25 protein-coding genes and 1 pseudogene are annotated in these 24070 nt (G+C 71.3%); 9 read left to right on the forward strand and 17 right to left on the reverse strand.

Features of this window, described 5'->3' with window-relative positions; translation table 11 throughout:
- Positions 1-24 precede the first annotated feature (24 nt).
- The 6 genes from ABR738_RS35920 to ABR738_RS35945 all read right to left on the reverse strand — a co-directional run bounded on the left by ABR738_RS35920 (position 25) and on the right by ABR738_RS35945 (position 7942).
- Positions 25-1560 (reverse strand): ABC1 kinase family protein, encoded by a 1536-nt coding sequence (locus ABR738_RS35920; protein ID WP_350234177.1) that lies wholly within the window; start codon positions 1558-1560, stop codon positions 25-27.
- Entirely contained in the window at positions 1557-1994 is a 438-nt protein-coding gene (locus tag ABR738_RS35925) for a hypothetical protein (RefSeq protein WP_350234178.1), read from the reverse strand. Before ABR738_RS35925 ends, ABR738_RS35920 begins: the two co-directional genes overlap by 4 nt.
- A 256-nt stretch (positions 1995-2250) precedes the next feature.
- Positions 2251-2607, reverse strand: a complete 357-nt coding sequence (locus ABR738_RS35930) for a hypothetical protein (RefSeq protein WP_350234179.1) — start codon at positions 2605-2607, stop codon at positions 2251-2253.
- A gap of 150 nt (positions 2608-2757) precedes the next feature.
- Positions 2758-4596 (reverse strand): fatty acyl-AMP ligase, encoded by a 1839-nt coding sequence (locus ABR738_RS35935; RefSeq protein ID WP_350234180.1) that lies wholly within the window; start codon positions 4594-4596, stop codon positions 2758-2760.
- Complete coding sequence (locus ABR738_RS35940; RefSeq protein WP_350234181.1) at positions 4593-4907, reverse strand: acyl carrier protein; 315 nt, start codon at positions 4905-4907, stop codon at positions 4593-4595. Before ABR738_RS35940 ends, ABR738_RS35935 begins: the two co-directional genes overlap by 4 nt.
- A gap of 86 nt (positions 4908-4993) precedes the next feature.
- Positions 4994-7942 carry an aldehyde dehydrogenase family protein gene (locus ABR738_RS35945; RefSeq protein WP_350234182.1) on the reverse strand — a complete coding sequence of 983 codons (2949 nt, stop codon included), beginning with the start codon at positions 7940-7942 and terminating at the stop codon, positions 4994-4996.
- A gap of 922 nt (positions 7943-8864) precedes the next feature.
- On the opposite strand from ABR738_RS35945, the gene ABR738_RS35950 reads away from it, so the two are divergent.
- Positions 8865-9302, forward strand: a complete 438-nt coding sequence (locus tag ABR738_RS35950) for an ATP-binding protein (protein WP_350234183.1) — start codon at positions 8865-8867, stop codon at positions 9300-9302.
- A 74-nt stretch (positions 9303-9376) separates the two neighbouring features.
- On the opposite strand, the gene ABR738_RS35955 is transcribed toward ABR738_RS35950, so the two are convergent.
- From ABR738_RS35955 to ABR738_RS35970, 3 genes and pseudogenes are all read right to left on the reverse strand, one after another.
- Positions 9377-9523, reverse strand: coding sequence for a RidA family protein (locus ABR738_RS35955; protein WP_350234184.1), 147 nt, complete (start codon positions 9521-9523; stop codon positions 9377-9379).
- Between the two features lie 53 nt (positions 9524-9576).
- Positions 9577-10378: pseudogene (locus ABR738_RS37830) on the reverse strand (LacI family DNA-binding transcriptional regulator); the annotation flags it as partial.
- Positions 10379-10574: 196 nt separating this feature from the next.
- Positions 10575-11057, reverse strand: coding sequence for a MarR family winged helix-turn-helix transcriptional regulator (locus ABR738_RS35970; RefSeq protein ID WP_350234185.1), 483 nt, complete (start codon positions 11055-11057; stop codon positions 10575-10577).
- Positions 11058-11237: 180 nt separating this feature from the next.
- Between ABR738_RS35970 and ABR738_RS35975 the strand changes: the two genes are divergently transcribed.
- Both ABR738_RS35975 and ABR738_RS35980 read left to right on the forward strand, forming a co-directional pair.
- Positions 11238-12221 carry an amidohydrolase family protein gene (locus ABR738_RS35975; protein WP_350234186.1) on the forward strand — a complete coding sequence of 328 codons (984 nt, stop codon included), beginning with the start codon at positions 11238-11240 and terminating at the stop codon, positions 12219-12221.
- A 70-nt stretch (positions 12222-12291) separates the two neighbouring features.
- Complete coding sequence (locus ABR738_RS35980) at positions 12292-13005, forward strand: SDR family NAD(P)-dependent oxidoreductase (RefSeq protein WP_350234187.1); 714 nt, start codon at positions 12292-12294, stop codon at positions 13003-13005.
- 78 nt (positions 13006-13083) lie between these two features.
- On the opposite strand, the gene ABR738_RS35985 is transcribed toward ABR738_RS35980, so the two are convergent.
- The gene (locus ABR738_RS35985; protein WP_350234188.1) at positions 13084-13461 is read right to left on the reverse strand and encodes a winged helix-turn-helix transcriptional regulator; all 378 of its coding nucleotides are present in this window, start codon (positions 13459-13461) and stop codon (positions 13084-13086) included.
- 95 nt (positions 13462-13556) lie between these two features.
- On the opposite strand from ABR738_RS35985, the gene ABR738_RS35990 reads away from it, so the two are divergent.
- Positions 13557-14438: an NAD(P)-dependent oxidoreductase gene (locus tag ABR738_RS35990; RefSeq protein WP_350234189.1), complete on the forward strand. Its 882-nt coding sequence runs from the start codon at positions 13557-13559 to the stop codon at positions 14436-14438.
- A 166-nt stretch (positions 14439-14604) separates the two neighbouring features.
- Here ABR738_RS35990 and ABR738_RS35995 read toward each other — a convergent pair whose 3' ends face one another.
- The 3 genes from ABR738_RS35995 to ABR738_RS36005 form a co-directional block, all read right to left on the reverse strand.
- Positions 14605-14916 (reverse strand): hypothetical protein, encoded by a 312-nt coding sequence (locus ABR738_RS35995; RefSeq protein WP_350234190.1) that lies wholly within the window; start codon positions 14914-14916, stop codon positions 14605-14607.
- A gap of 175 nt (positions 14917-15091) precedes the next feature.
- Positions 15092-15607 carry an SRPBCC family protein gene (locus ABR738_RS36000; RefSeq protein WP_350234191.1) on the reverse strand — a complete coding sequence of 172 codons (516 nt, stop codon included), beginning with the start codon at positions 15605-15607 and terminating at the stop codon, positions 15092-15094.
- Between the two features lie 116 nt (positions 15608-15723).
- The gene (locus ABR738_RS36005) at positions 15724-16587 is read right to left on the reverse strand and encodes a helix-turn-helix transcriptional regulator (RefSeq protein ID WP_350234192.1); all 864 of its coding nucleotides are present in this window, start codon (positions 16585-16587) and stop codon (positions 15724-15726) included.
- A gap of 200 nt (positions 16588-16787) precedes the next feature.
- On the opposite strand from ABR738_RS36005, the gene ABR738_RS36010 reads away from it, so the two are divergent.
- Positions 16788-18356, forward strand: a complete 1569-nt coding sequence (locus ABR738_RS36010) for an MFS transporter (RefSeq protein WP_350234193.1) — start codon at positions 16788-16790, stop codon at positions 18354-18356.
- Positions 18357-18392: 36 nt separating this feature from the next.
- Here ABR738_RS36010 and ABR738_RS36015 read toward each other — a convergent pair whose 3' ends face one another.
- Complete coding sequence (locus ABR738_RS36015) at positions 18393-18998, reverse strand: hypothetical protein (protein ID WP_350234194.1); 606 nt, start codon at positions 18996-18998, stop codon at positions 18393-18395.
- Between the two features lie 516 nt (positions 18999-19514).
- Here ABR738_RS36015 and ABR738_RS36020 point away from each other — a divergent pair.
- Entirely contained in the window at positions 19515-20081 is a 567-nt protein-coding gene (locus ABR738_RS36020; RefSeq protein WP_350234195.1) for a dihydrofolate reductase family protein, read from the forward strand.
- An 85-nt stretch (positions 20082-20166) separates the two neighbouring features.
- Here ABR738_RS36020 and ABR738_RS36025 read toward each other — a convergent pair whose 3' ends face one another.
- Both ABR738_RS36025 and ABR738_RS36030 read right to left on the reverse strand, forming a co-directional pair.
- On the reverse strand, positions 20167-20460 hold the full coding sequence (locus ABR738_RS36025) for a nuclear transport factor 2 family protein (protein ID WP_350234196.1): 294 nt from the start codon (positions 20458-20460) through the stop codon (positions 20167-20169).
- 63 nt (positions 20461-20523) lie between these two features.
- Positions 20524-21324, reverse strand: coding sequence for a helix-turn-helix transcriptional regulator (locus ABR738_RS36030; RefSeq protein ID WP_350234197.1), 801 nt, complete (start codon positions 21322-21324; stop codon positions 20524-20526).
- A 133-nt stretch (positions 21325-21457) separates the two neighbouring features.
- Between ABR738_RS36030 and ABR738_RS36035 the strand changes: the two genes are divergently transcribed.
- From ABR738_RS36035 to ABR738_RS36045, 3 genes are all read left to right on the forward strand, one after another.
- Positions 21458-21997: a DUF2231 domain-containing protein gene (locus tag ABR738_RS36035; RefSeq protein WP_350234198.1), complete on the forward strand. Its 540-nt coding sequence runs from the start codon at positions 21458-21460 to the stop codon at positions 21995-21997.
- A 77-nt stretch (positions 21998-22074) separates the two neighbouring features.
- Positions 22075-22500 carry a hypothetical protein gene (locus ABR738_RS36040; RefSeq protein ID WP_350234199.1) on the forward strand — a complete coding sequence of 142 codons (426 nt, stop codon included), beginning with the start codon at positions 22075-22077 and terminating at the stop codon, positions 22498-22500.
- A gap of 302 nt (positions 22501-22802) precedes the next feature.
- Positions 22803-23240, forward strand: a complete 438-nt coding sequence (locus tag ABR738_RS36045) for a DoxX family protein (RefSeq protein WP_350234200.1) — start codon at positions 22803-22805, stop codon at positions 23238-23240.
- 24 nt (positions 23241-23264) lie between these two features.
- Here ABR738_RS36045 and ABR738_RS36050 read toward each other — a convergent pair whose 3' ends face one another.
- A complete protein-coding gene (locus ABR738_RS36050) occupies positions 23265-24035 on the reverse strand; it encodes an endonuclease/exonuclease/phosphatase family protein (RefSeq protein ID WP_350234201.1) in 771 nt (256 codons plus the stop codon).
- Positions 24036-24070: the final 35 nt, after the last annotated feature.

The following is a 24070-nucleotide window of genomic DNA, read 5'->3' on the forward strand; positions in this document are numbered from 1 at the left end:
TCTTGCGGGGGCGGTGGTGGAGGTTCAGGTGCGCGGGCGGCGGCGGGCGTGGGCCCACCACGCGAGGGCGCCGAGGGCGACCAGGCGACGGGTCATATACCGGGTGCGGTCGTCCAGGCGGTTCTCCACCAGGGAGAGCCGGCCGGCCTGGACGGGCGCCGCCTGGAGCGTGAGATCGCCCTGCGCCAGAGCGCGGGTGATGGCACGCAGTTCGCCCGGCAGAGACCCGGCGGCCGCGATCACCTGCATCAGATGGGTGGCGAGCTGTTCCTCCGAGACCGCCTCACAGGCGTAGGCGAAGAGAACGTCGCGCATGTTCTCCACGAAGACGTCCGTGACGGACAGCTCGGGGGCCAGATAGCGCACCGACCCCTCGATGTTGGCGAAGGACTTGGCCAGTATCGAGATCATGGGGCTCGTCTGTATGCCGCGTCTGGTGGAGCACTTGAGGACATTGCCCAGTGCGGCGCCGAAGTTGAGGTGTTCCAGGGACGCGGCATGGATCTTGGGCACCAGGGCGGCCATGTCCTGGCCGAACCCGGACACATCGGCCCATTGCGTGGGCCGTCCCATCTCCAGCCAGCCGGCCGCCACCGAGGGCCCGTCGTTGCGGGCGAGCCCCAGCAGGATGAGAACCACGCTCATGCTGACGCGCCGGTCCACATGGCCGACCATGCCCCAGTCGATCAAGGTGGTCGGACCCGAGGGGCAGACGAAGATGTTGCCGGGGTGGGGGTCCGCGTGGAATCTGCGGTCGGTGAAATAGCCGTGGTACATGAAGGTGAGCAGGCTGGTACCGATGGCCACCCGCTCCTCGTCCTTGAACGCCGTGGGGTCCGCGTCACGGATGCTGGTGCCCGGAGCCATGGTCTGGACGAGGACGCGCGGCGTGGCGTGGACCACCTCGGGCACCTCAAGGTTGTCGAACCCCGAGACCGACCGGCGCGCGGCGTCCATGTTGGACGCTTCGAGGGTGAAGTCGCACTCCGGCCGCATCGCGTCGAAGACGACGCCGAGCATGGCCTCCAGATCGATGGTCATGGTGAAGTAGGGTGCGCGCCTGGCGCCGAGGCGGGCCGCCGCCCTGATCATGCGCATGTCCTCGCTGACGACTTCGCGCACCCCCGGCCGCTGCACCTTCACCACCACGCTCTCCCCGGTGGTGAGTTGGGCACTGTAGGCCTGGGCGAGCGAGGCCGACCCCAGCGGCCGGGACACGTCGAAGTCCTTGAACCGGCTTGCCCAGGCCGGCCCGAGTTCGGCTTCGAGGACGGGCCTCATGGCGCTGAAGGGCAGGGCCGTGGTCTGGTCGTGGAGGCTTTCGAGTTCGGTGGCCAGGGTCTGGGGGACGAGGTCCTGGCGGGTGGAGAGGATCTGGCCGATCTTGATGTAGAGCGGGCCGAGCCGTTCGAGGGACGCCCGGATGTCCGCGGCGCGGCGGCGGGCCCGGTCCGTGGAGTCCCTGCTGTCCGGGGAGGCCGGGCCGCGCCGGCGGGGCAGTTCGCGTGCGGCCAGCTGGGCCACCACCTTCAGGAGCAGCTGGGCTCGGGCCCGGCTCACGCCCGCTGTCCCGGAAAGGGCCGGGAGGCGAAGGCCGTCGGGGAGGACTCGGCGGTCCGCCCCGGCGCCGGGCGTGCGTCGCTGTCGCTTTCCGGTGCGCCGCAGCAGGGCTTCGGCGCAGCGCTGGTGTCCTGGGGGCAGTGGTGGTGACGCGACGGGTCTCCCAGCAGGTTGCGCTGGATCTGGTCGAGCCAGGTGCCCAGTCGGTCCACTCCCAACGAGACGGCCTGGAGCAGCGTGTCCAGGGTCAGGTCCCGGCCGGTCGAGGCGTCGGTCACCGTGAACCGTCCACCGTCGCGCAGATCGGCGATGAGGTCGTGCACGCACAGCCGTCGGCCGGAGGCGCCGTCGAACAGTTCCCCGTGGCTGCGATACACCTCGCGGGTGGGCGCGGCACCGGCCGTGCGGCGGCGCTCGCCCCCGCCCCCTGTCAAGGGCGTGCCGGTCGGGCCACGCCGGGCAGCCCGCGCGCGGGGCTCGCGCGGGGCGGTGTTGAGGGGATCCGGTTGCCGTTGTGGGAGGGCCACGCTGTCTCCTGTGGGTCGTTCGCGCACCGTGGAGGACACCTCGCCGGGAGCGCGTGAGGTACGCGCCGGGGGACACACCGCGCGCCTGAGGGGCGGCGCCCCGGGCCGGAGGGCGCGGGGCGGCCGCGGCGCCGAAGAGGGCCACGGCCACCCCACGCGTGGGCTACTTCGAGGCCGAGCCGGTCTTGGCCCCGGCTCGCGTGGACTCCTCGTCCTTCTCCAGCAGCTCGACGAGCCGGTGCAGCTCTTCCCGCAGCCCGGTGAGCTCCGACGTGAAACCGTCCGCGCGGTCCCCGGCGCGGTCGTCGTACCGCTCGCGCCGCCGTTCGCCGTCGCGGTCGTCGCGGCGGTCGCGACGGTCGCGGTGGTCGCGGTCGTCGGGTCGCAGCGCGCGGCTCACGGAGGCACGGGTGTCGTGCTCGACGTCGCCGAGTGAGTCGGTGACGTCGTCCAGCAGGTCCTTGATGTCGGCGACGATGTCGTGGAGGAACCGTGACAGGCCGCTGCGGTGTCGCGTCATGCTGAGCCGTCCTTCTGTCGGATGGTGCCGGGGTGGTGCCGGGGTGGTGCCGAACGGTGGACACGAGGCACGGACGCGCGGGCCCGCGATTCGCTGAAGTGCTGGACACGCGTGGCCGGTCGGGGCACCCGCGCCGGCCACGGCGGGCCGTCATCCTGATGCGGTGGACGGTGTGGACGGTGTGGACGGTGTGGACGGTGTGGACGGTGTGGACGGTGTGGACGGTGCGGGCGGGGCAGAGGGGGCACAGGGGGCAGAAGAGGCCGGGAGGCACGCCCTGATCTCGGGGTGCGCGTCGACGTACAGCGGATCGACGCGTCCCGCCAACAGGTCCTCGCGCGTCCGCGCGCGCTGGATCTTTCCGCTGGTGGTGCGGGGAACGGTGTTGCGCGCCACCAGAAAGAGGCTCACCGGTGCGCCGGCCGCGGCCTTCACGCTCTTTTTGACGCGAGCGCCCAGCTCGGCGTAAGAGAGTCCGTCGAGTTTCTTCGCGTCGGCCTCCTGGACCAGTACGACGTGCTCGCGTCCGGTGTCGACCCCGAAGGCCGCCGCCGCCCCGGTGGCCGCGTGCGCGTCCCGGCCGGCCTCCTCGATGTCCTGGGGGTACAGATTGCGCCCGTTCAAGATGATCATTTCCTTGAGGCGTCCGGTGACGAAGAGTTCGTCCTCCAGGAGGAACCCCAGATCGCCGGTGCGCAGGAAGGGCCCCGTGCCGTCGTCCAGGCGAGCCCCGAAGGTGTCGCGCGTCGCTGTTTCCTGCCGCCAGTAGCCCTGGGCGACGCTCGGCCCCGCCACCCAGATCTCGCCGACGCGACCGGCCGGAAGCTGCGTACGGGAGCCGGGATCCACGATCCGCAGATCCGCCCCGACGGGACGGCCGCTGGACGCCAACTCGACTCCTGGCGCGCCGAGTTGGGCGAGGACGGCCTCATGGCGTTCCAGGGCCGCCGGGTCGAGGCGCCGCACGCAGGGACCCAGGCCGCGCGGGCTTCCGGCCACCAGGACGGTCGACTCTGCCATGCCGTAGGCGGGTGCCCAGGCGCGCGGCGCGAAACCGATGGGACCGAGCCGGTCGACCACCTTGCGCAGCGTGGAGACACGGACCGGTTCCGCGCCGTTGAGGGCCCATTGCAGACAGGAGATGTCGAGTTTCTTGAGGTCTTCGTCCCGCGTGCCGCGCAGCAGCCACTCGTAGGCGAAGTTGGGGGCCATCGTGAAGGCGGCCCGGTACTTGTCGATCATCCGCAGCCAGATCAGGGGCCGGGCGACGAAGGTGATGGGGGAGGTGAAAACCATGTTGCCCCCTGCGTAGACGGGTTGCAGGAGCTGACCGACCAGACCCATGTCGTGGTAGTGCGGCAGCCAGCCGGCCCCGGATCCCGACTCCGGCGAGCGGATGACGGTGTTGATCGCGGCGGAGTTGTGCAGGAGGTTCCCGTGCGAGACGACCACTCCGCGCGGTTCGCCGGTGGAACCCGAGGTGTACTGCACATAGGCCGTGGTCCCCTCGTCCACGGCCGGCGGGACCCAGGCGTCACCGGAGGGGAGCTGCGCGGTGTCGGTGGCCAGGCACTCCACCGTGCCGGCCCGGCCGACCGTCCCCAGCCAGAGCCGCAACGCGTCCACATGCGCCGAGTCGGTGAGGATCAGCCGGGCGCCGGTGTCCTGGATGATCTTCTCCGCCCGTTCGAGCGCCCGTGGATCGGTGGCCGGCAGCGGGGACGGGACCGCGATGGAGCGCGCGTACAGGCAGCCGAAGAAGGCGCTCAGGAACGGCAGGCCCGCCGGGTAGAGGAGGAGCACCGCCTGGTCGGTCACGCCCTCCTCACCCAGGCGCAGCGCGAGGGAGCGCGCCCGGCGGTCCAGCTCGGCGAAGGTGATCCGCCCGGTCTCCACCATCGCGTCCCCCCGGTGGTCCACGAACGCGAACCACCGCTTGTCGCCGAGCCGTTCAGCCTGTTCCCGCAGGCAGTGCGCGAAGGAGCTCATGCGCCCCAACCCCCCGTCCCGGCCCCGAGCCCGGGCGCCGCCGGAGCGCTTGGTACGTCGCGCCCGGCGGACCGCAGCGCCCGCTCGATGTACGTCACCGCCTCGGCCACCGTCCGCAGCTCCCAGGCGTCCTCGTCGCTGATGGTGACGCCGAACCTGTCCTCGGCGGCCACGACGACCTGCACCATGCGCAGGGAGTCGAGCTCCAGGTCGGCCACGAACGCGGCACTCTCGCCGACCCGTTCGGCCGGTGTGTCCGTGACGTCCTGGAGGATGGCGCTCAGTTCTCGAACGATGTCCTGCCTGGCCATGGCTGGCCCTCCCTTCTGCGTCCGTCGGGCACCCGCTCCCCGCGCTCCTGGTGAGTGAAGGAAGCGAGTGCCGCTTCTCGCGGGTATCACTGGGGGCGGACGGCGTCCGGGCTCCAGGCCACCGGCAGGGCCTCAAGACCCCGCTCGAACTGGCCCGGGCGCCAGCGCACTTCCCCCGCAAGGCGCAGGTCGGGCAGTCGCCGCAGCAGTGTCCCGATCGCCGTCTCGGCGGTCAGCCTGCCGATCTGCGCACCCAGGCAGTAGTGCACCCCGTGTCCGTACGCCAGATGCGGGTTGGGGGTGCGCCGGAAGTCCAGCTCGTCCGGGTCGGTGAAGCGGGCCGCGTCGCGGTTGGCCGAGCCCAGGGAGACGATCAGTGATTCGTTGGCGGGGACGGTCACCCCGCTGAACTCCACCGGCTCCAGCGTGCCGCGCCAACTGGTGAACGTCAGCGGGCTGTTGTACCGCAGCAGTTCGTCCGTCGCGCTGGGGAGCAGTTCGGGTTCGGCCCGCAGCAGCTCCATCTCCCGGGGGTGGGTGAGCAGCGTGTGCATGCTGTTCCCGATGCTGTTGATGCTGGGGTCCTGCCCCGCCACCAGCATCAGCAAGAACATGCCCTGCAACTCGTCCTCGGTGATGAGCCGTTCCTCGTCGCAGGCCCGTACGAGCAGGGAGAGCAGATCATCGCCCGGCTGCCGGCGCTTCTCGGCGAGGATGGCACCCATCATGTCGTCGGCCTGGTAGGTCAGCGCCCGGAAATAGGGCACCGTGGTGTTCCAGTCGACCAGGCGCCAGGTCAGGGCGCGCAGGAGCGGCAGGTCGGGGGCGGGGGCGCCGAGGACGGAGAACAGGACGTGCGCGCCCAGCGGGTAGGCGACCTCGGCCATGAGGTCCCCGTGGCCGCGAGCGGCCATCCGGTCGACGCGCTCGTTGGCGATCTCGGTGATCCGGGTGTGCCATTCCTTCTGTCGCTGCGGGGTGAACAGCGGGGCCATCAGATGGCGCAGTTCGCCGTGGCGCGGGTCGTCGGTGTCCAGCAGATGCGTGAACAGCCGCTCACGCAGTTCCGCCGGCCATTCGCCGCCCCACAGGATCCCGGCCGGAGTGCGCTTGCTGTCGCAGCTGACGCGCTTGTCCCGGTGGGCCGTGCGTACGTCGTCGTACCGGGTCAGGAGCCATCCGACGCCGTCCGGTGTGACGATTTGGCTCACCGGGCGGTTCTCACGCAGCCACTTGAGCGTGGGGTGCGGGTCCTGCTGGAAGCGCGGGGTGAAGGGGGCGGGCAGGCCACCGGGCAGATCCTCCGGCGGCCATCCCCGCGGGTGGGTCTCCTTGCCGCGAACCGGCGGCGGAACCCGCAGCGGAAGGGAGACGCCGTTGACCGTCCGCTCGACGGCTTCGCTCAGCATCCCGCGCGGCGAGGCCCCCCTGGCGACCGAGACCGTCTGGAGATGGCTGGTGCGCAGCATCGGATAGTTCGCCTCGCCGAACGGGCCACCGCTGAGACCGGTGCCGCCGTGGTTGGACAGGTACGGCCCCGACAGCAGATGTGAATCGTTCACCCGCAACTGGCCATAAGCCGCGGTGCGCCCAAGGAACTCCGCGACGACGTGCTCGTCGCGCGCCCACAACGAGCAGCGCAGTCCGTACGCGTTCGCCCCGGCGAAGTCCAGGACGGCGTCCAGGAGCGGCGCGTCGTCCTCGGCTGCGGGAACCACCACGGTCAGCAGCGGGAAGAACGTCTCCTGGCTGACGGCGCGCAGCCGGCGCGCCCGGGCCAGGCCGTCCACGCGCGCCACGGCGGGCTCCAGGAAGATGCCGGTGTCCCGCTCCCGACCGTCCACGTCCAGGTGCCGTCCTCCCGTGAGGACCTGGGCGCCGTGCGCGCGGGCGTCGGCCAACGCGGCGTCGTAGCCCGCCGCGTTGGGCGTCGGGACCAAAACGACCTCAGGGTCCTCCGGGTAGCCGGGACGCAGCGTCTGCGCCACCTTCACCAGCCTGGCCAGGAGTTCGTCGGCGATCGCGGGATGGGCGACCACGACGTTGGGGGCACAGCAGATCTGGCCGGCCGCGTAGAAGGACTCGGTGATCGCTTCCGTGGCGTGGTCGAGGTCGGCGTCGTCCCAGACCACGACCACATCGTTGCCGGCCAGTTCGAGTACCGGCTTCTTGCCGCGTTCCAGACAGTCACGCTGAAGCCGCAGGCCGCGCGTGCTGTCGCCGAAATAGAAGATGTCGTCCACGTACGGGCTGGCCAGCCAGGCGGAGAGCGTCGTGCCCGGGTCCGCGCACAGCGCCGAAAGCACTCCCGGTGGCGCACCCAGCTCCGCGAGGACCGGAGCGGCCACCCGCTGCACGAGATGCATCGCCGCCAGCGGTGCCTGCCGCGACAGCCGGACGACCAGGCTGTTGCCCGCGATCAGTGCCTGGAGGGCGACACCCACGCTGAGCAGGGGAGTGTTCTGCGGGGGCTGCACGCAGACCACGCCGTCGGGCCGGCGGCGCAGCGCGAGGGCACGGTCGCCGTCCTGTACTTCGGTGAGCATCTGGGCGGCGCACCAGCCCGTGGTCTGGGGTCCGAAGAACGCGAGGAGGTTGGAGACCTCCGACACGGCCAGGCGCCGCGGGTGCCCTTCGCCGACAAGCAGCTCGATCAGCTGCGGCACGTGCTCCTCGACCGCCCGCCGGAACGATTCGGCGAACCGCAGACGCCGGTCGAACGGCACCGCGGCCCAGGGGACGGCCGCTTCCGCGGCGGCCCGCAGCGCGGCCCGCGTCAGCTCGGGTCCCGCCAGCGCGCACCGGCCCAGAACGATCTCCGGGTACTCACTGGGCGACATCTTTCCCTGGTCGAGCGACCGCTTGTACGCGGTGGCCCCCAGCGGGTCATCGATCAACGCGGCGGCACGAACGGTGTACGCCCAGTCCGCCTCGCCCTCCACCTCCCTGCCCCCTACGAAAGAGGCGAAGCTGAGGGTGGGTGTGGCCGGCACCGGGTCCGTGGGCAGGACTGTGCGATCTTCCGAGATCGTCATGCGATACCACCTTCGGGTTCAGCCGCGGATTTCCTCGAGGGGAGGCGCGGGGCTCGGCAGAAAGCCGGAAGGAGAAGGCGAGCGGCGATGGCACGACGCACGCTCGCAGAGAAAACCTAGGGCGTCACTCAAGCGGAACGGAAGGCAGGCATCCGCCATCCCGGCATTTCGCGACAAGGCGCAAGGTCATCGTGCTCGGATTCGCAGGTGGCACGTGTGTTCCGTTGCCGGGATATCGAACAAGCGCGCTGAAGGTGTGGGGCGAGCGTGACCGGCAGGTCTCAACGGGGTGACGCGAAACACCGTCCCACTGTCCGGAAATGACATGCAGGAAATCGAGTTCCGGAATTCGCCCGTCAGGCGCTCGGACCGTTGGCGTGCAGTGCCGACTCCGCCATGACCTGCGCGTTGACCAGGCAGCAAGGCCTCGATTCGGGGGCGCTCCCACCTTCCCCGGGCTGCTGGGCAAAGCATTTGGGGCGCATGTCTGGGTCGACGGTATTCCCCCGCGCGTTTCCCGGCGCATTCAGAATCGTGAAGTGCGCCGGGGGCGTTTTCGATACGTTCTCCGTCTCCTAGGAATCCGTATGCGTGCGCGCCCATTTGTGCGCCCCCTCCTGACGTCATGCCCGAGCGGCGGCGTGGGACATTCATGGCCGCGCGTTCCTGAAGGGTCACGGGTGCCAAAGGGCTTCTGCGACAACTGGGGCGGCTCGTGGGCCTCCCCGGCGGCGTGACGGATCCGGCCGCGCTCCGTTCTTCGCGGCGCACGGGCGCACACGACGACGTATACCGGCGCGCAGTTGGGCCGGGTCTTTCGGGGCACACGGGAGGGGTACCGGCCCCCGTGGGGACCCCGTAAGTGCCCCGGTAGGAACCCCCGTAGGAACCCGTAGGAACCCCGTAGGGACAAGGAGAACCAGTGGCGAAGGACTCATCACTCAAAGCCGTGGGGTGGGCGCGCTCCCTGCCGCTGAACAGTGGCGTCAAAGAGGCCAGGGACTGGACGCGGGCCCATCTGGCGACGCTCGACTGGGCCCAGCGGGCGCCGGAGGTCGTGGACGCGGTGCTCCTGACCGTGTCCGAGCTGGTCACCAACGCCCACGTACACGCCCACAGCGCAGCGCAGTTGATCCTCACCTGGGACGAGGAGTGTCTGCACGTGACCGTGCACGACTCCTCGCCGCAACTGCCCGAGCAGCGCGCCCCGGACGCCGAGGCGCCGGGAGGGCGTGGCCTGGTGCTGATCGACGCCCTCTCGCACGAGTGGCACGCCTATCCCTGTCCACGCGGCAAGAACGTGACAGCGTGCTTCCAGCCGTCGGCCCCGGCCGACACCGAGGTGACCGGGGCCGGTTGAGGCCCGGGCGGTCTCGCGTCCGCCCGTCGGCCGGTTCACGGGGAGACGGACACCGGCCCGGTACGGGCCCTCGCTCAGGCGCCGTCCCGAAGCTCCAGCTCCGCCCCGATCTCCACCGGGTGGTCCCAGGGCAGACCCGCGACGCCCACGGCGACGCGGACGTGGCTGCCGATGTCCGTGCCGAAGAGGTCCACGATCAGCTGTGAGGCCGGGTTGAACACCGCGGGGAAGTCCGTGAAGTCGCTGGTGCCTCCGGCGTACGGTCCTCACGGACCTGAAGGGCGCGGACCGCTCCCACCGCGAACGCGTCCACCAGCGCGCACACCGCGTCGATCCCGGGGTGTGCCGCGAGCAGCGCCGTGCGGCGTTCGTACGCCTCCCGCTCGCCCCCGTCTCCGGCCACGCTGCGACGATGGGATTCCAGCCCTGCTCGGCCGCCATCCGTTCGTACGCGGCCCGGGCATCGACCGACGAATGCCGCGCGCCCGACCCCACGATGAGCGCCGGATGTCCGGCCCCCTGCTCCCGCAGGTGCGTCAGGAGCACGGTCGCCACCCGGTCTCCCCACAGACCCACGTACGGTGCCTCGTCGTCGGCCGCGACCGGCCGGCCGAGCGTGACGTACGGCAGTCCGCGCCCGCGCAGTTGCGCGATGGCCGCGTCGTCGATGTCGGGCTCGACCACCATGGCCCCGTCGACGTCCAGGGAGTGGAGCGCGGACCCGGACCGCACCGGCGGCACGAGCACCAGCGCGTAGTCGTGGACGAGCGCTCTCTCGGCGGCGACCGCCACCTCCATGTAGAAGCCGAGCCGGGGGGCCCGCCGGCCACCGCGAACGGCATGGACGACACGAGCGCGATGGCCTTCGCCTGGCCGGTACGCAGCCGCTGCGCGCGCAAGTTGGGCCGGTAGCCGAGTTCGAGCGCGATCCGCTTGACCCGCTCCCGGGTCCGGGGGTCCACCTTGCCGAGGCCGTTGAGCGCGTGCGACACCGTCGTACGCGACACCTCGGCGGCGCGCGCGACATCGGCGATCGTCGGCGGCTTGGCACGGGAGGGGGAACCGGAGGCGGGCATCTGCGCCAGCACTCCTCTGCTTGGACGGCGAACGGACCTGGCCCCATCTTCGCCGACACCCCATGAGCGGGGACAGGCGGCCACGCGACGGCCCGACCGGGCGCCTGCCGCGCCCGGATGCCCCGGACCCCACCGGCCCGTACTCGCGCGGCGCCGCACCGCGCCGACGGGCGGCGCTACCGCGCGCGGCCGTGGCTCAGTCGCGCTGCGCGCCGCCGCGGCTTCGGGCAAGGAGCTGCGCCTCGATGCGCCGGAGAACGACGATCATGTCGTCCGCCTCGGCACCGTCGGGAACGGCCTCGGCCAGGAGGCCGCCCCAGACGTCCTCGAGGCGGCGCAGATTCTCACCGGCTTTCGGCGTCGGATACAGGCGTACGCGTCGCGCGTCATCGGGATCGGATTCCCTGCGCACCAGTCCCTTCTCCTCCAACTTGCGCAGGGCGCGGCTGAAGTTGCTGGAGATGAGCCGGGTGGCCTCCGCCGCCTGGCCGGCGGTGGCGCCCGGCTGGTGGTCGACGAAGCGCATGACCGCCGCTTCGAGCGGTGTCCACGCCTCCGCCGGGTCCGACTTGGCGGCATGGATGTGCCGGCCGATCGCCAGGATCAGGTCGGCCAGCTCGAACAGTCTGGCCTTCTGCTTCTCGTCCACGTCCTGCTTCTCGTCCTGCTTCTTGTCCACGTCCTCAGTGTAATTTACCTGTCGCGGGATAGCTATCATTTGACAGGTAACTGCGTCTCGCCTAGCTTCGCCGGGGTACGGAACGAAGCGACCGAGCGGTCGCCGCCGGCCGCCCCAGCCCGGCCGCCCCAGCCCTGTCGCGCCAGGCCGTGCGTTCACTCCACCCAAGGAAGGCCGCCCGTGACCCTCATCGCCATCGAAGAACACTGGATGCTGCCGGAGTTGACGTCCGCCCTCAAGGCCGTACCGCGGCCGGACGAAAGCCTCGCCTTCAACGAACACGGCGACACCCTCCAGCGGCTCGAAGACCTCGGCGCCGGCCGGATCGCCGCCATGGACGCCCAGGGCATCGACCTGGCCGTCCTGGCCCTGACCCCGCCCGGAACGCACTCCCTGCCTCCCGAGCGGGCAGTCGACCTCAGCCGCCTCGCCAACGACACCGCCACCGAAGCGGTCCACGCCCACCCGGCACGCTTCCGGTCCCTGTCAAGCCTCCCGATGTCCTCTCCGCGACATGTCGCGGCCGAGCTCGAACGGGCCGCCGCCCAGGGCCACGTGGGCGCCATGGTCTACGGCCGATCAGGCGACCTGCTGCTCGACGACCCCGTCTACGACGACTTCTTCGCCACCGCCGCCGCCCTGGGCCAGCCCGTCTTCATTCATCCCCAGGTCCCCTCCGACCCCCTGCGCGACGCCACCTACCGGGGCTTCGACCCACTCACCGACCTCGGCCTGGCCACGTTCGGCTGGGGCTGGCACCTGGAAGCGGCCACCGCCGCCCTGCGGCTCATCCTGCGCGGCACCTTCGACCGGCACCCCGAGCTGCGGATCGTCCTTGGGCACTGGGGCGAGCTGCTGCTCTTCTGGCTCGACCGGGCCGACAGCCTCGCGCGCCTCGCCGGTCTCCAGCGCACGGTCTCCGACTACATCCGTGCCAACGTCTTCATCACCACCTCGGGCATGTTCAACCCGGCCCTGCTGCACCACGCCTTGACCGTCACGACCACCGACCGGCTGATCTTCTCGACGGACTACCCCTTCCAGCGGCCCACCCGGGAAGACATCGACACCTTCTTCGGACACCTCGCCACCGATTCCGACCGCCACAAGGTGCGCTCGGCCAACGCGGCCGCCCTCTTCGGCATCGACCCCACGAGGCCCTGACCGACGGCACCCCGCTGTCCCACTCGCGCACACCATCCACCCGTATCAGCACCTCTGGAGATGACACGCCATGCCTCAGCCGCACACACCCGGCCCCGTCCCCACCGCCCTGATCATCGGCGCGTCCCGTGGACTGGGATGCGCCATGGCCGGCGAACTCGCCGAGCGAGGGTGGTCGGTCATCGGCACCGTCCGGGACGCCGCCCGCACCCCGCTGCACGACCTCGCCGACCAGCACCCCGAACGCATCAGCATCGAACACCTCGACATCACCGAGCCCGAGCAACTGGCGCCGTTGCGCGAGCGGTTGGCGAGCCACCACCTGGACGTCCTCTTCGTGAACGCGGGGACCACCAACAACGACGCGACGCCCATCGGAGCAGTTCCCACGCAGGACTTCACCGACATCATGGTGACCAACGCGCTCAGTCCGCTGCGGGCCATCGAAGCCCTGGACGACCTGGTCACTCCCAGCGGCCTCATCGGAGTCATGTCCTCGGGGCAGGGCAGCATCACCAATAACACCCGCGCGGGACACGAGGTCTACCGAGGAAGCAAAGCGGCGCTCAACATGTTTCTGCGCAGCTACGCGGCCCGCGAGGCCGACACCGACCGCGCCTTTCTGCTGCTGGCTCCGGGTTGGATCCGTACGGCCCTCGGTGGCGACGAGGCGCCCTACACCGTGGAGGAGAGCGTCCCCCTCCTCGTGGACGTGCTCCTCTCCCACCTGAACACCAAGGGTTTGGCGTACGTGAACCGCTTCGGGCAGCCCGTCCCGTGGTGACACGCGCCGAGGGCCGGGCCGGTCCCGACCGTCGTGATCCGACCGCCCCACGACCTCGCTGAGCCACAACTGGCGCTCTCAGCAAGGGGTTTGCTTTCCCTCGCCCTCCTTCACCTCTTGCGGCGCCGACCACTCGCGGCCCCAGACGGCCAGTGGCTGGAGCGCGTCATTGAGGCGCCGGCCGGTAGCGGTCAGGAAGTACTCGACGCGGGGCGGCACCTCGTCGTACGACACGCGCCGTACGATGCCGTCGGTTTCCAGCTCGCGCAGGTGCGAGGCCAGCACCTTCTCGGTGACCCCGGGAAGCAGCCGACGCAGCTCGCCGAAGCGGCGCTGTGGGTGCTCGTGGAGCGCCCACAGGATCAGCACCTTCCACTTGCCGCCGATCACCTCCATGGCGGCGTCGATCCCGCAGATGTGTCCCCGCGGCGTGCCCGGCCGTTTCAGCGTCGTCATGCCCCACCCTCCTGACCTGCTTGCTCACCCCGGGGTAACCACCCACTGTCAAGTGCGTACTTGATCATCACGGGACCTGCGACCAGCCTAATCGCATGACACACACCGCAGTTGAGAAGACTCCGCTCACACTCCTCGGTCTCGGCGCGATGGGCACCGCGCTGGCTCGTACCTGGCTCGCCGCCGGCCACCCGCTCACGGTCTGGAACCGGGGTCCGGCCCGGGCCACGACGCTCGCGGGCGAGGGAGCCAAGGCCGCGGAATCCGCCGCCGACGCGGTCGCCGCGAACGCCCTCGTCGTCCTGTGCCTGCTGGACGACGCCTCGGTCGACGAGGTGCTGGCCCACACCGACGTGGCAGGCAAGGACCTGGTCAACTTGACCACCAGTACCCCCGCGCAGGCCCGCGCACGTGCCACGTGGGCCCGCGAGCGGGGCGCCCGCTATCTGGACGGCGGCATCATGGCTGTGCCTCCGATGATTGGCGTACCCGAAGCCGGCGGCTACGTCTTCTACAGCGGTGCGCGGGAACTCTTCGACCAGCACCGCGGGACCTTGACGGCCCCGGTCGGCGCCACGTACGTCGGCGAAGACGCGGGTTTCGCGGCCCTGCTAGACGTTGCCCTGCTCAGCGCCATGTACGGAATGTTCGCCGGCGCGGCGCACGCCTTCGCCCTGATCCGCAAGGAGGACATCGACCCCGCGACGCTCGCCCCCCTGCTGGCCGACTGGCTCGTCGCGATGGCCCCGGGTGTCCACCAGACCGCCGACCAGCTGCGGAGCGGGGACTACACCGAGGGTGTCGTCTCCAACCTGGCCATGCAGGTGGCGGGCGTGCCGACGTTCCTGACCACCGCCGAGCAACAAGGCGTCACCCCGGAACTGCTCACCCCCTACTTCACGCTCATGCGCCGCCGGCTGGCGGAGGGCGGTGGGGAAGAGGGCCTGACGGGGGTGGTCGACTTGCTGGTGCGCTGAGGGGGCACGGCCGCCGAGACGCCGCGAAGCGGCCAGAGCCCGCTGTGTGCGCGGGTCGCCATTACCGCGCGGCGGCACCATCGTCGCGCTGCGTTCCGGGCCTTGGGGGAGAGGCCGGCCGCTGTACGCGCAGCATCAACCGAGGACGTCATCGAGTTCCGCAATTCTACGATGTCCTTGACGCGAGCACGGCGAGTTGGTGCAACCGCCGGCAGTACTGGGCTCCTGCAAGGTCATTGATCTCAGGGATGACTCGGTCCAGGTCCGCGATGCTGCTCTTGAGGAGGACGCTGTTCTTCGAGTCGAGAGTGCCGCTGTTGTCGAGCCACCGAAGAACGCAGCCGGCGATGTCCAGTTCGAGGAGCCACACATGAGTGCCCCCGAACGTGGCATGTCGCAAGCTGTCGGGGAACGGCTCTTGGCGGAATTCCCGCCAGAGACGGTCTGCGGTCTCCACCTGCTCAGTCGATTCGCTCATTTGAACCATCTTGCAGTAGCCGTTGAGCTGGTTTGGTGTTCACGTTCAGGCGAAGCGACGAGCGTGCCACAGCCGGTCGCAGGGCATGTCTGGTGGTGTACGGCGAACGCCGCCAACCTGGCTCCGTTCTGCGGGACTTGGGTGGCGCGGGATGTGGGACGCGCGCTCTGTCTCCTCAACCCGTTCCCTCCGCACGGGATTCCAGCTCCCGCTTAAGGTTTCGCAGCGTCTTGTTGATGTTGCGGGTCTGGAAGGCGGCGAACGTACTGCCGGACGTGACGGCGCGGTCGAAGACGGCGGCGACGGCGTCGGGCCACGCCGTCCGGTCGTCGGTCCAGGTTTCGGTGACCCGGGTGCCGCCCTCGGCGCGTTCGAAGCGGTACTCCCACGTGGCGATCGGGCCCCGCAGGCGAGGGCGGCCGAGGCCGATGGCGTGGACACGGAAGGCGAACCTGCGGTCCGGCTCGGCGGCGGTGACCGTGCACTGGGTCACCCAGCGGAACATCCCCCGTCGGTTGCGTCCCACGAAGGTCGTGCCGAGACCGGCGGGCCCTTCTCCCGTTCCACCCGCCGTGCCCAGGTTCTCCGGGCTCCAGCGGCCCATGTCGGACGGGCGGCTCACGGCCCGGTAGGCCACGTCCGGTGAGACGTCGATGACGATGTTGCCGCTTACTGTGAGGACCCGCCCCATACCGCCCGCTCCTTGATTGTTTCTGATCGCACCTGATCGAGCCGTGAAGCTACCGTGCGGTAGCGATCCTGGCACGGCATGGCGCGACGCGGCGCGACCTGGTGCGACTTGGCACGTCACGCGCGGCGGGTGTCGGCCTCCTCGGGACTCGCCATGTCGAGCAGGAGCATGGCGTCGTGGTCGGGGGTGCCGGGCATCGCCTGGTAGGTGACCAGGCGCTGGCCGTCCGTACGGAAGATCGCCATCACTTCGAAGTGCAGCCGCATCGAACCCACCTCCGGGTGCTCGAAGCGCTTTTCGCCGCCGCTCCGCGCCCGCACGTCGTACCGCTCCCACAGACGGGCGAACTCCGGGCTCTTCATCACCAGTTCGCCCACGAGCTCGGCGAGCGCCGGCAGGTCGGGGTCGGCGCCCGCCATCGCCCGCAGGTGAGCGGCACTGTGCGCCGCCATCCGCTCCCAGTCGCGGTACAGCTTGCGGCCCATGGGGTGCAGGAACATGTAACGGGTGACGTTGCGCCGCTCCGGCGGCCAGTCGGTGATGCCGGGGAAGAGCCGCAGGCCGGGCCGGTTGGCGGCCAGGAGCCCGTTGACGCTGCTGACCACGTACGCCGGCGACGGACGCAGCGTCTCCAGCATGACGCGGACCGACTTCCGCACAGTGTGCGCCGGGTCGGGGGAGGCCGCAGGGGCGCGGCCCCCGGCGAGCGCCACCAGCTCGTGCAGGCGTTGCAGCGCGTCCGCCGACAACCGCAGCGCCTCGCCGAGCGCGGCGACGACGGCGGGCGACGGGCGGGTCTCGCGGCCGCGCTCCAGGCGTGTGTAGTAGTCGACGCTCACTCCGGCCAGCGTCGCCAGCTCCTCGCGGCGCAGCCCCGGCGTGCGTCGGATGCCGGTGCCGGCCGGGAGACCCACGTCCTGGGGACGGATCCGGCCCCGGCGCGCACGCAGAAAGCGTCCGAGTTCCGTGCCTTCAGTCATCCGTCCATGGTCGCAAAAGTCATGGCCGTCAAAGAGGCCCTGTCAGGGCCAGGAACGTCGTTCCCCCGCACGGCCCGGACTGCCGGCACCCGCCCGATGACGGACAGGCTGGGGGCCCGCGGCGACGGCTGGGCCCGCGCCGACGGCTGGGGCAGAGGCGGCACAGGGCAGAGGTGGCACAGAGAGGAGCAGTACGCATGATGAGCGGCAGGCGATCCGGGGCAAGTTCCTCGCGGAGTGAGGTCTCAGCCCGTCAGCCAGAGGATGGCTCAAGCAGGACGACCGCCCGCGAGCACCCGCCGGGCACCCCGGGCGCCCGCCGTACCCGGGGCGCCCGCCGTACCCCGGGCGTCGGCCGCACCCCGCGCACCCGCCGTGCCCCGGGCGGCCCGGAACCAGCCGGCTCCGGCACCTTCGCCCTGGCCGCCGCCGTCCTCGGCTTCTTCGTGATCACCCTCGACGTCTCCGGTGTCAATGTGGCACTGCCCGCCATGCGCGACGACCTCGGCGGCGCCCTCTCGGGGCTCCAGTGGGTGGCCGACAGCTACACGCTGATGTTCGCCGCGCTGATGCTGTCCGCAGGTGCCCTCTCGGACGCGATCGGCGCCCGACGCGCCTACGCCGGCGGGCTGGTGGCCTTCACGCTCGCGTCACTGGCCTGCGGCCTGGTGCCGACGCTCGGCGCGCTGGCGGCCACCCGCGTGGCGCAGGGCAGCGCGGCCGCCGTGATGGTGCCCGCCTCGCTGGCGCTGATCCGACAGGCCTTCCCCGATGCGGGGGCCCGGTCGCGCGGCATTGCCCTGTGGACCGTGGGCGGCGCGGTCGCCATCGCGGCGGGGCCCGTCCTGGGCGGGCTGCTCACCACGGCGTGGAGTTGGCGCGCGGTGTTCTTCCTCAACGTGCCCGCCGGCCTGGCCGCCGCGCTGATGCTGACGCGTGCCGGGCGCTCCCCGCGCCGCCCCGCCGTGTTCGATGTGCCGGGACAGCTCACGGCCGGGTTGGCGCTCGCCGGAGTGACCTACGCCGTCATCGAGGGTGGGCATCACGGACTGACCGGCACGGTCCTGGCGACGGTCGCGGTCGCCGTGCCGGCCGGGGCCGGCTTCGTGGCCGTCGAGGCAGGCTGGCGCTCGCCCATGCTGCCGCTTGGCCTGTTTCGGCGTCGCGGTGTCACTGTGCCGGTCGTCGCGGGCTTCGCCTGCAACGCCGCCTTCTACGGCGGGGTGTTCGTGCTGAGCCTGTTCTTCCAGGAGCAACGGGGGCAGTCGCCGTTCTCGGCCGGGCTGATGTTCGTGCCGATGGCGGTGATCACCGCCCTCTTCAACTACCTCTCACCGCACGCGGTTTCACGCTTCGGGTCGATCGCGGTGGTCGTCGCGGGACTGCTGGTGGGGGCGGCGGGGTGTTGCGCTCTCGCCACCGTCGTCCCTGACACACCGGCATGGCTGATCGCCCTGGCGATGGTTCCGCTCGGCGTCGGCGGCGCCCTGGTCATGCCCGCGCTGACCTCCCTCATGCTGGACAGCGTTCCCGCCGAACGCGCGGGTACGGCGGCGGCGTTGCTCAATACCAGCCGTCAGATGGGCGGGGCACTGAGCATCGCCGTCTTCGGCGCACTCGTCGCGAGCGACCCCTCCTGCGGCATGCGGGAGAGTCTGCTGCTCGCCGCCGCGCTCCTGGGTGTCAACGCGTTGGGCGCGGCGGCGCTGCTGCGGCGTGGGGAGGGGGCGTCGCCCGCTCAGGATTCCGTCCCGGCGCCCGACCAGTGATGGCGCGAGGCGTGGGCGGCGCGCTCGGCGCGTGGGTCAGGGCTTGAGCCCGGCCCGCCTGAGCGACAGGGTGGAGAGGTCGGCGATGACGTCGGGGTCCCCGCGGCGCCAGGCGTCGGCCAGGCCACCCGGCGGCGTGTCGAGCGCGGCCAGCGGCCGTTGGGGGCCCGTGAGCGCGCGCAGCGCGAGCAGGTCGGCGCCGCCGGGGGCGTCCAGGAGGAGACGGGTGGTGGCGGCGCGCCGGATCCACCGCAACCTCGGCACCAGCCACATCACCAGGATCACGGCGACGGGAAGGGCGATCAGGGCGATCGTCGTCAACGTGGCCACGTGCCCCACAGTGTCCTGCAACGACCGCCCCGCATCGGACAGATTGGTGCCGGCGCCGGCCGCGGACTGGAGGGGCTTCTTCAAGGAGCCCCCCACGAAAGGCACCTTCGAGGCCGCGTCACCGGCGCTGTCGAGCCCCGACGCGAGGCTGTCGCCCGCGCTCTCGGCCTTCCGCCCGGGCTCGGCGAGCGTCAGGATCGCTTCGCGCACGACCAGGGCGAAGGCCACCGTCATCGCGATCAGAAACAGAGCGATGAGATCCCCGATCAGCTGACGGCTCCGGCGTGCTGGGGTCTGGGCGTAGAGACGCATGGACGTGCTCCTGTTCCGACGATGGCATCGATGTGCGCCGCCGGCCCGGTCGTGCTGGGGTGGTCGAGGGGCAGGAGTAACGGGACGGCGCGGCGGGCGTGTTGACCGTACGGGGACGGTGTTCACCGTACGGGGACGGTGTTGACCGTACGGTGACGCGCGGACGATATCGAGGTGCCCGCGCCCGGAGTTCGCCGCGGCACGGCACGGGGAGTTCCCCGGTGCGCAGGCCAGGACCAGCCCCCTCGCCGAGCGCCGCCGGGAAGCACCGGGCACAGAATTTTCCGCTGGTGCGTCGATCGGGGGGCCCTGGCGTTCGACGTCAGGGCAGAGACGTGAGCGAACGGCCGCGGCTCTGTGATCAAGAGGTGTTGCCCGAATGCCGATGGCTTCCTCACTGGACCAGGAGCCGGGTGCCATGAACCGACCCGCCGACCCGCCGACCCGCCGACCCGCCGACCCGCCGACCCACCGGCCCGCCGACGTACCGACGTACCGACGTACCGAGGAGAAGACATGCAGATCCGAGCCCGCATGAGTATGAGCGCCGATGGCTATGTGACCACCCCGAGCGGCTGGCCCGCGCTCACGGCCGACCCGGTGTACGTATCCGGCGAAAGTCACGGCGTCCGGGAGTTCCTCGCGGGGTGCGAGGCGGCGCTCATGGGGCGTACCACCTTCGAACCCGCGCTGACCAACGACCGCTGGCCGTGGCCGGATCTCGATGTGTTCGTGCTCGCCTCGCACCGTCCGGCCGGAACCCCTGACCACGTCGTCACCGACAACGACCCGGCACGTCTGCTGGAGAAGCTGCGCGCGGCCAACCGGGGCGGCGACATCCATCTCATCGGCGGTCCACTGACCATCGGAGCGTTCCACGCGATCGGCGCACTCGACACCCTTGAACTGGTCGTGCTGCCCCTCCTATTCGGGGGCGGGACGCGGCTGACGCCGGCGCTCGACCCCGCCACCGGGCTGACCCTGGAGCACCAGCGCGCGCTTCCCGGTGGTTCCGTGGAGATCATCTACCCCTGCCGGGGCCGACGTACCGTGCTTCCGCGCAAACCCGCCAGCCAGCGCTGAAACCACCAAGTAGCGCGCGCCGCCCCAGGACCCATGGCCTGGGCATGATCGGCGCGGGACCCCGGGCGGCGCCGTCCGAGGGCGGCTACGGCCGCCCGGCGGCTCGGCGCAGATGGCGGCTGACATCGCCCACGAGCGTGAGGCGGGCCCGTCGTTCCCGGAAGCGCCATCGCCCGTCGCGGCGCTCGAAGCGGTCGTGACAGCGGCCGCCGGCGACGGCTTGCAGCGGCAGGTCCGCCAGCGCCTGGAAGACGGTGACATAGGAACGCGCGACGGCCGGGCCCGCCGGTTCGTCGACTCTGCTCCTGGCTTCGCTGGGGACGTACGGCGCCTGACCAGGGCTCTTCGGGCCGGAGCGCCGGGAGTCGTGTCGCGACAAAGGTCTCGGCAGCCCCATCCCGGGTCGCGGCGGTCCCGCCCAGGGCTGCCGGGAAGTGCGCGGTCAGGTGGCTTGGGTGGTGTCGTCGGCAGCCGGCGTGAGCGTGGTCGTGGGCATACCCGTGACCGTGGTCGTGGGCGTCACCGTGGCCGTGTGGCGTAGTTCGACACAACATTCGCCCGGCAGGGGGGCCAGGACCGCCTGGACCCCGGGTGCGTGGAGCCCTTGGAGGTACCCGCTGAGGAAGGCGTGGTTCATGCCGCAGACCAGGTCCGGGGCCTGCGCGGCGACGGGGTGGAAGGGGCAGTTGCGCAGACGGAGCCGGTCGGGTGCCTCGCGGGCGGGCTCGAAGCCGTGCTGCTCCAGCATCCGTTCGCACAGGGTCAGACCGCGCTCGGCGCCGAGGCGGCCGGGGCGCAGCCGCGCGCGCTCGCTCTGGCCGAGCTCTTGCCCGCGCTGCCCGGCGGTGCGCACCGCGGCCTGCGCCGCGGTTTCGTCCTCCCCTTCGGTGACCACGGCCTGGACGAGGAGGTCGGCCAGGAACTCATGCCGGCGGTCGGGGATGCTCACCTGGATCGGGGTGTCCGTGGCCTCGTACACCTTGGGCTGCCGGCCGACTTTGCGGACGCCGGTGGGGGAGGCGTAACGCGCGCGCAGCAGGCCGACGTCGACGAGCTTGTCGAGGTGGAAGGCGGCGAGCTTGCGCGATATGCCGACGCTCGCGGCCGCCTCGTCGCGTGTGATGGGTCGCCGGGCGCGGCGGATGAAGGAGAACATCTGCCGCCGGGTGCCCTCGCCGAGCGCGCTCAGGGAGTCGAGCGCGGCGTCATCGGGCGAGGCCGGCGGGGTCGGATCGGAAGTCACCCCTTCACCGTAACGCCGACATGCGTGGGGCGGACGGCCGTTCGGGCCCCTATCGGGTGGCTTCGAGCAGGTGGGCTTGACCGGCTTCCTGAATAAGACCAAGATTTGTTGGTGAAATAAGGAGGTGGCCGAGATGGCCGATTCCGCTCAGGCCAAGCGACCCGTCAGCGTCGCGCTCGCCGGCCCCTACGGGCATCCGTTCCACCCGATGCTGGTCACCGTGCCGATCGGGGCCTGGGCGGGCAGCCTGGTCTTCGACATCGCCTCCCATGTGGTGGGGCATCCGGAATTCCTGTCGCGTGGGGCGATGTGGCTGATCGCCATCGGGGTGCTCGGCGCCCTCGCCGCCGCGCTGGTGGGCTTCCTCGATCTGTTCGCCATTGCGCCCCGCACACGGGCCTTTCGGACCGCTGTGGTCCACATGTCGCTGAACCTGCTGGTGACCGCCGCCTACGTCGGCAACTTCCTGTGGCGGCACGCCGGATCCGGCCCCAAGGGAAGCGTCGACGCGGGGCCGCTGGCCCTCAACGCCGTCGCGTTCGCCGCCCTCGGCGTCTCGGGGTGGCTGGGCGGCAAGCTCGCGTACCGCTACGGCGTCCGGGTCGCGGACGAGGCGACCCAGGTCGAGGGATTCACCCCTGGCCCCAAGTTCCCCGACGAACCCGCCCGTTGACCCACCGCCTGTTGACCTGTTGACCCCCCTGCCCCGGCACGGGCCGGCGCAGCCACCCGCTCTCATCTGGAGTTCCCATGGACACGGCCGCACTGGTCACCTGGGTGATCACCGCCCTCGGCGGCTTCTACATGCTCGGCACCTGGCTCACGCGCGGAGGCGCCCGTGGCGGCACGAGCCGGCTGCCGGTCCCGGTGGTCTTCGGCCACTTCTCGCTCGCCGCGATCGGTCTGGTCGTCTGGATCGTCTACCTCGTCACCGACAAGGACGCGCTGGCCTGGACCGCCTTCATCCTGCTGGTACCCGTCGCCCTGCTCGGCTTCGTCATGCTCGCCCGCTGGATCCCCGTCCACCGCGCCCGCGCCACCGCCCCCACGGGCCCCGGCCAGGACGCCCCCGCCGAGCGGCACTTCCCCCTCGTCGTGGTCCTCGCCCACGGCCTGTTCGCCGTGGTGACGGTGGTCCTCGTGCTGCTCACCGCCCTCGGCGTCGGGGGCAGCTGACCATGGAGCGGCACTCCGTCGTCCTGCCGCACCCGGCCGCACCGATACCCCCGGCGGCCGCATCGCGCGTGCTCCCCGCCGGTCGAGGAATCGGCCGTCTCCCCGACGGGCGGGCCCCCGACCGGCCGGCGCCCGGTCCGTACCGAATCGCCCGCCTTCTCGACCACTTCACCTTGTGATTCCCCGCCCCCGCCGCCCTGCCCGGCCGACGGCCGCCCCGCACAGCGCACGCCCGCCCCGGCCCCTGTGGCACCCGGGCGGCGATCCCGCGGCCGTCGGCGGGGACCCGCTTAAGGAGCCTCATGATCACGCGCCTCCTCGCCCGGCATCACGCGCATGCCGTCGCGGCCTTTCGTATCGTGACCGGCCTGTTGTTCGCCTCGCACGGGGCCGCCTCCCTGTTCGGGATCCTCGGCGGCGCACCTGACGGCGGCACGGTCGGGTTCGGAGTGTGGCCCGACTGGTACGCCTCCGTCATCGAGCTGGTGACCGGAAGCCTGGTCGTCCTGGGCCTGGCCACCCGTGCGGCCGCGCTGCTGGCCTCCGGCTCGATGGCCTACGCGTACTTCACCGTCCACCAGCCCCGCGCGTGGTGGCCCCTGGAGAACGGCGGCGAAGCCGCCGCCATGTTCTGCTGGGTCTTCCTGCTCCTGGTGTTCACCGGCCCCGGCGCGCTCGCCCTCGACCGGTCGCGGTTCGTCAGGCTCTTCTCCAACTCCGGTGAGAAACAAACGACTTGACGCGCCGGAGAAGGCCGTTCCGCGCTACGCGGCGGGTACGCGCAGGGCGGCCAGCACGGGCAGGTGGTCCGTGGCCGCGCGGAGGTCCTGTTCCGCCACGCCGGGAAGCCCCATCGGCACCCCGCACCCGAGGATTTCGACGCCGGGCGTCGCGAAGACCGCGTCGATCCGTTGCAGCGGGTCGCCGAGCCGGGTGGTGTGCTCCCGCCCCCACGGCGCGGTGGCCCAGCCGTCCCGCAGCGACGACGCCAGCAGGCCGAACGTACGGCCGTGGGGACGGTCGTTGAAGTCGCCGGCGGCGATCGCATGCGGTACTCCGAGGGCCGCCACTCGGTCGAGCAGCAACCTGCCCTGCGCGTAACGCTCCTGGTCGTCGACGCTCAGGTGGCAGCTGAGCACCCCGAGCCGCGCCCCGCCGAACCTCAGGACGGCGGTGGCGAAGCCGCGTTGGTGCAGGCCCGGCGTGCGGGGCAGCAGGATGTCCTCGGTGCGTTCCACATGGGCGCGCAGCGAGGAGAGGACCATGGGCCCGGACGCGGTGGCGCCGCCCGTCACGTACACGAGGTCCGAGGCCCTGGCGAGGCGGGCTGCGGCTTTGCGCCAGCGGAAGAAGCGGGGTGCTTCCTGGACGCAGACGACGTCGGGCCGGCAGGCCCGGATCACCCGGGCCAGCGCGGTGACGTCGTCACGCATGGAGCGGATGTTGTAGCTGAGCACGCGTACGACCGCCGAGCCGTCGGGCTCCGTCGCTGACTCGGGCAGATCCCGCACAGTGTCCTCTTCCACGCTTCGCATGCCCCCATGGTGCCGCAGGCGGGAGCCGGGAGCGC

Origin of the sequence: Streptomyces sp. Edi4 (genome assembly GCF_040253615.1) — a bacterium.
In the GTDB taxonomy this organism is placed as follows: Bacteria; Actinomycetota; Actinomycetes; order Streptomycetales; family Streptomycetaceae; genus Streptomyces.

Excerpts from the sequence above, each read along its gene's own strand:
- ABR738_RS35930 (WP_350234179.1), bottom strand. The coding sequence starts at position 2,607 with ATGACGCGACACCGCAGCGGCCTGTCACGGTTCCTCCACGACATCGTC.
- ABR738_RS35935 (WP_350234180.1), bottom strand. The coding sequence starts at position 4,596 with ATGAGCTCCTTCGCGCACTGCCTGCGGGAACAGGCTGAACGGCTCGGC.
- ABR738_RS35940 (WP_350234181.1), bottom strand. The coding sequence starts at position 4,907 with ATGGCCAGGCAGGACATCGTTCGAGAACTGAGCGCCATCCTCCAGGAC.
- ABR738_RS35945 (WP_350234182.1), bottom strand. The coding sequence starts at position 7,942 with ATGACGATCTCGGAAGATCGCACAGTCCTGCCCACGGACCCGGTGCCG.
- ABR738_RS35980 (WP_350234187.1), top strand. The coding sequence starts at position 12,292 with ATGCCTCAGCCGCACACACCCGGCCCCGTCCCCACCGCCCTGATCATC.
- ABR738_RS35985 (WP_350234188.1), bottom strand. The coding sequence starts at position 13,461 with ATGACGACGCTGAAACGGCCGGGCACGCCGCGGGGACACATCTGCGGG.
- ABR738_RS35990 (WP_350234189.1), top strand. The coding sequence starts at position 13,557 with ATGACACACACCGCAGTTGAGAAGACTCCGCTCACACTCCTCGGTCTC.
- ABR738_RS35995 (WP_350234190.1), bottom strand. The coding sequence starts at position 14,916 with ATGAGCGAATCGACTGAGCAGGTGGAGACCGCAGACCGTCTCTGGCGG.
- ABR738_RS36000 (WP_350234191.1), bottom strand. The coding sequence starts at position 15,607 with ATGGGGCGGGTCCTCACAGTAAGCGGCAACATCGTCATCGACGTCTCA.
- ABR738_RS36005 (WP_350234192.1), bottom strand. The coding sequence starts at position 16,587 with ATGACTGAAGGCACGGAACTCGGACGCTTTCTGCGTGCGCGCCGGGGC.
- ABR738_RS36010 (WP_350234193.1), top strand. The coding sequence starts at position 16,788 with ATGAGCGGCAGGCGATCCGGGGCAAGTTCCTCGCGGAGTGAGGTCTCA.
- ABR738_RS36015 (WP_350234194.1), bottom strand. The coding sequence starts at position 18,998 with ATGCGTCTCTACGCCCAGACCCCAGCACGCCGGAGCCGTCAGCTGATC.
- ABR738_RS36020 (WP_350234195.1), top strand. The coding sequence starts at position 19,515 with ATGCAGATCCGAGCCCGCATGAGTATGAGCGCCGATGGCTATGTGACC.
- ABR738_RS36035 (WP_350234198.1), top strand. The coding sequence starts at position 21,458 with ATGGCCGATTCCGCTCAGGCCAAGCGACCCGTCAGCGTCGCGCTCGCC.
- ABR738_RS36040 (WP_350234199.1), top strand. The coding sequence starts at position 22,075 with ATGGACACGGCCGCACTGGTCACCTGGGTGATCACCGCCCTCGGCGGC.
- ABR738_RS36045 (WP_350234200.1), top strand. The coding sequence starts at position 22,803 with ATGATCACGCGCCTCCTCGCCCGGCATCACGCGCATGCCGTCGCGGCC.
- ABR738_RS36050 (WP_350234201.1), bottom strand. The coding sequence starts at position 24,035 with ATGCGAAGCGTGGAAGAGGACACTGTGCGGGATCTGCCCGAGTCAGCG.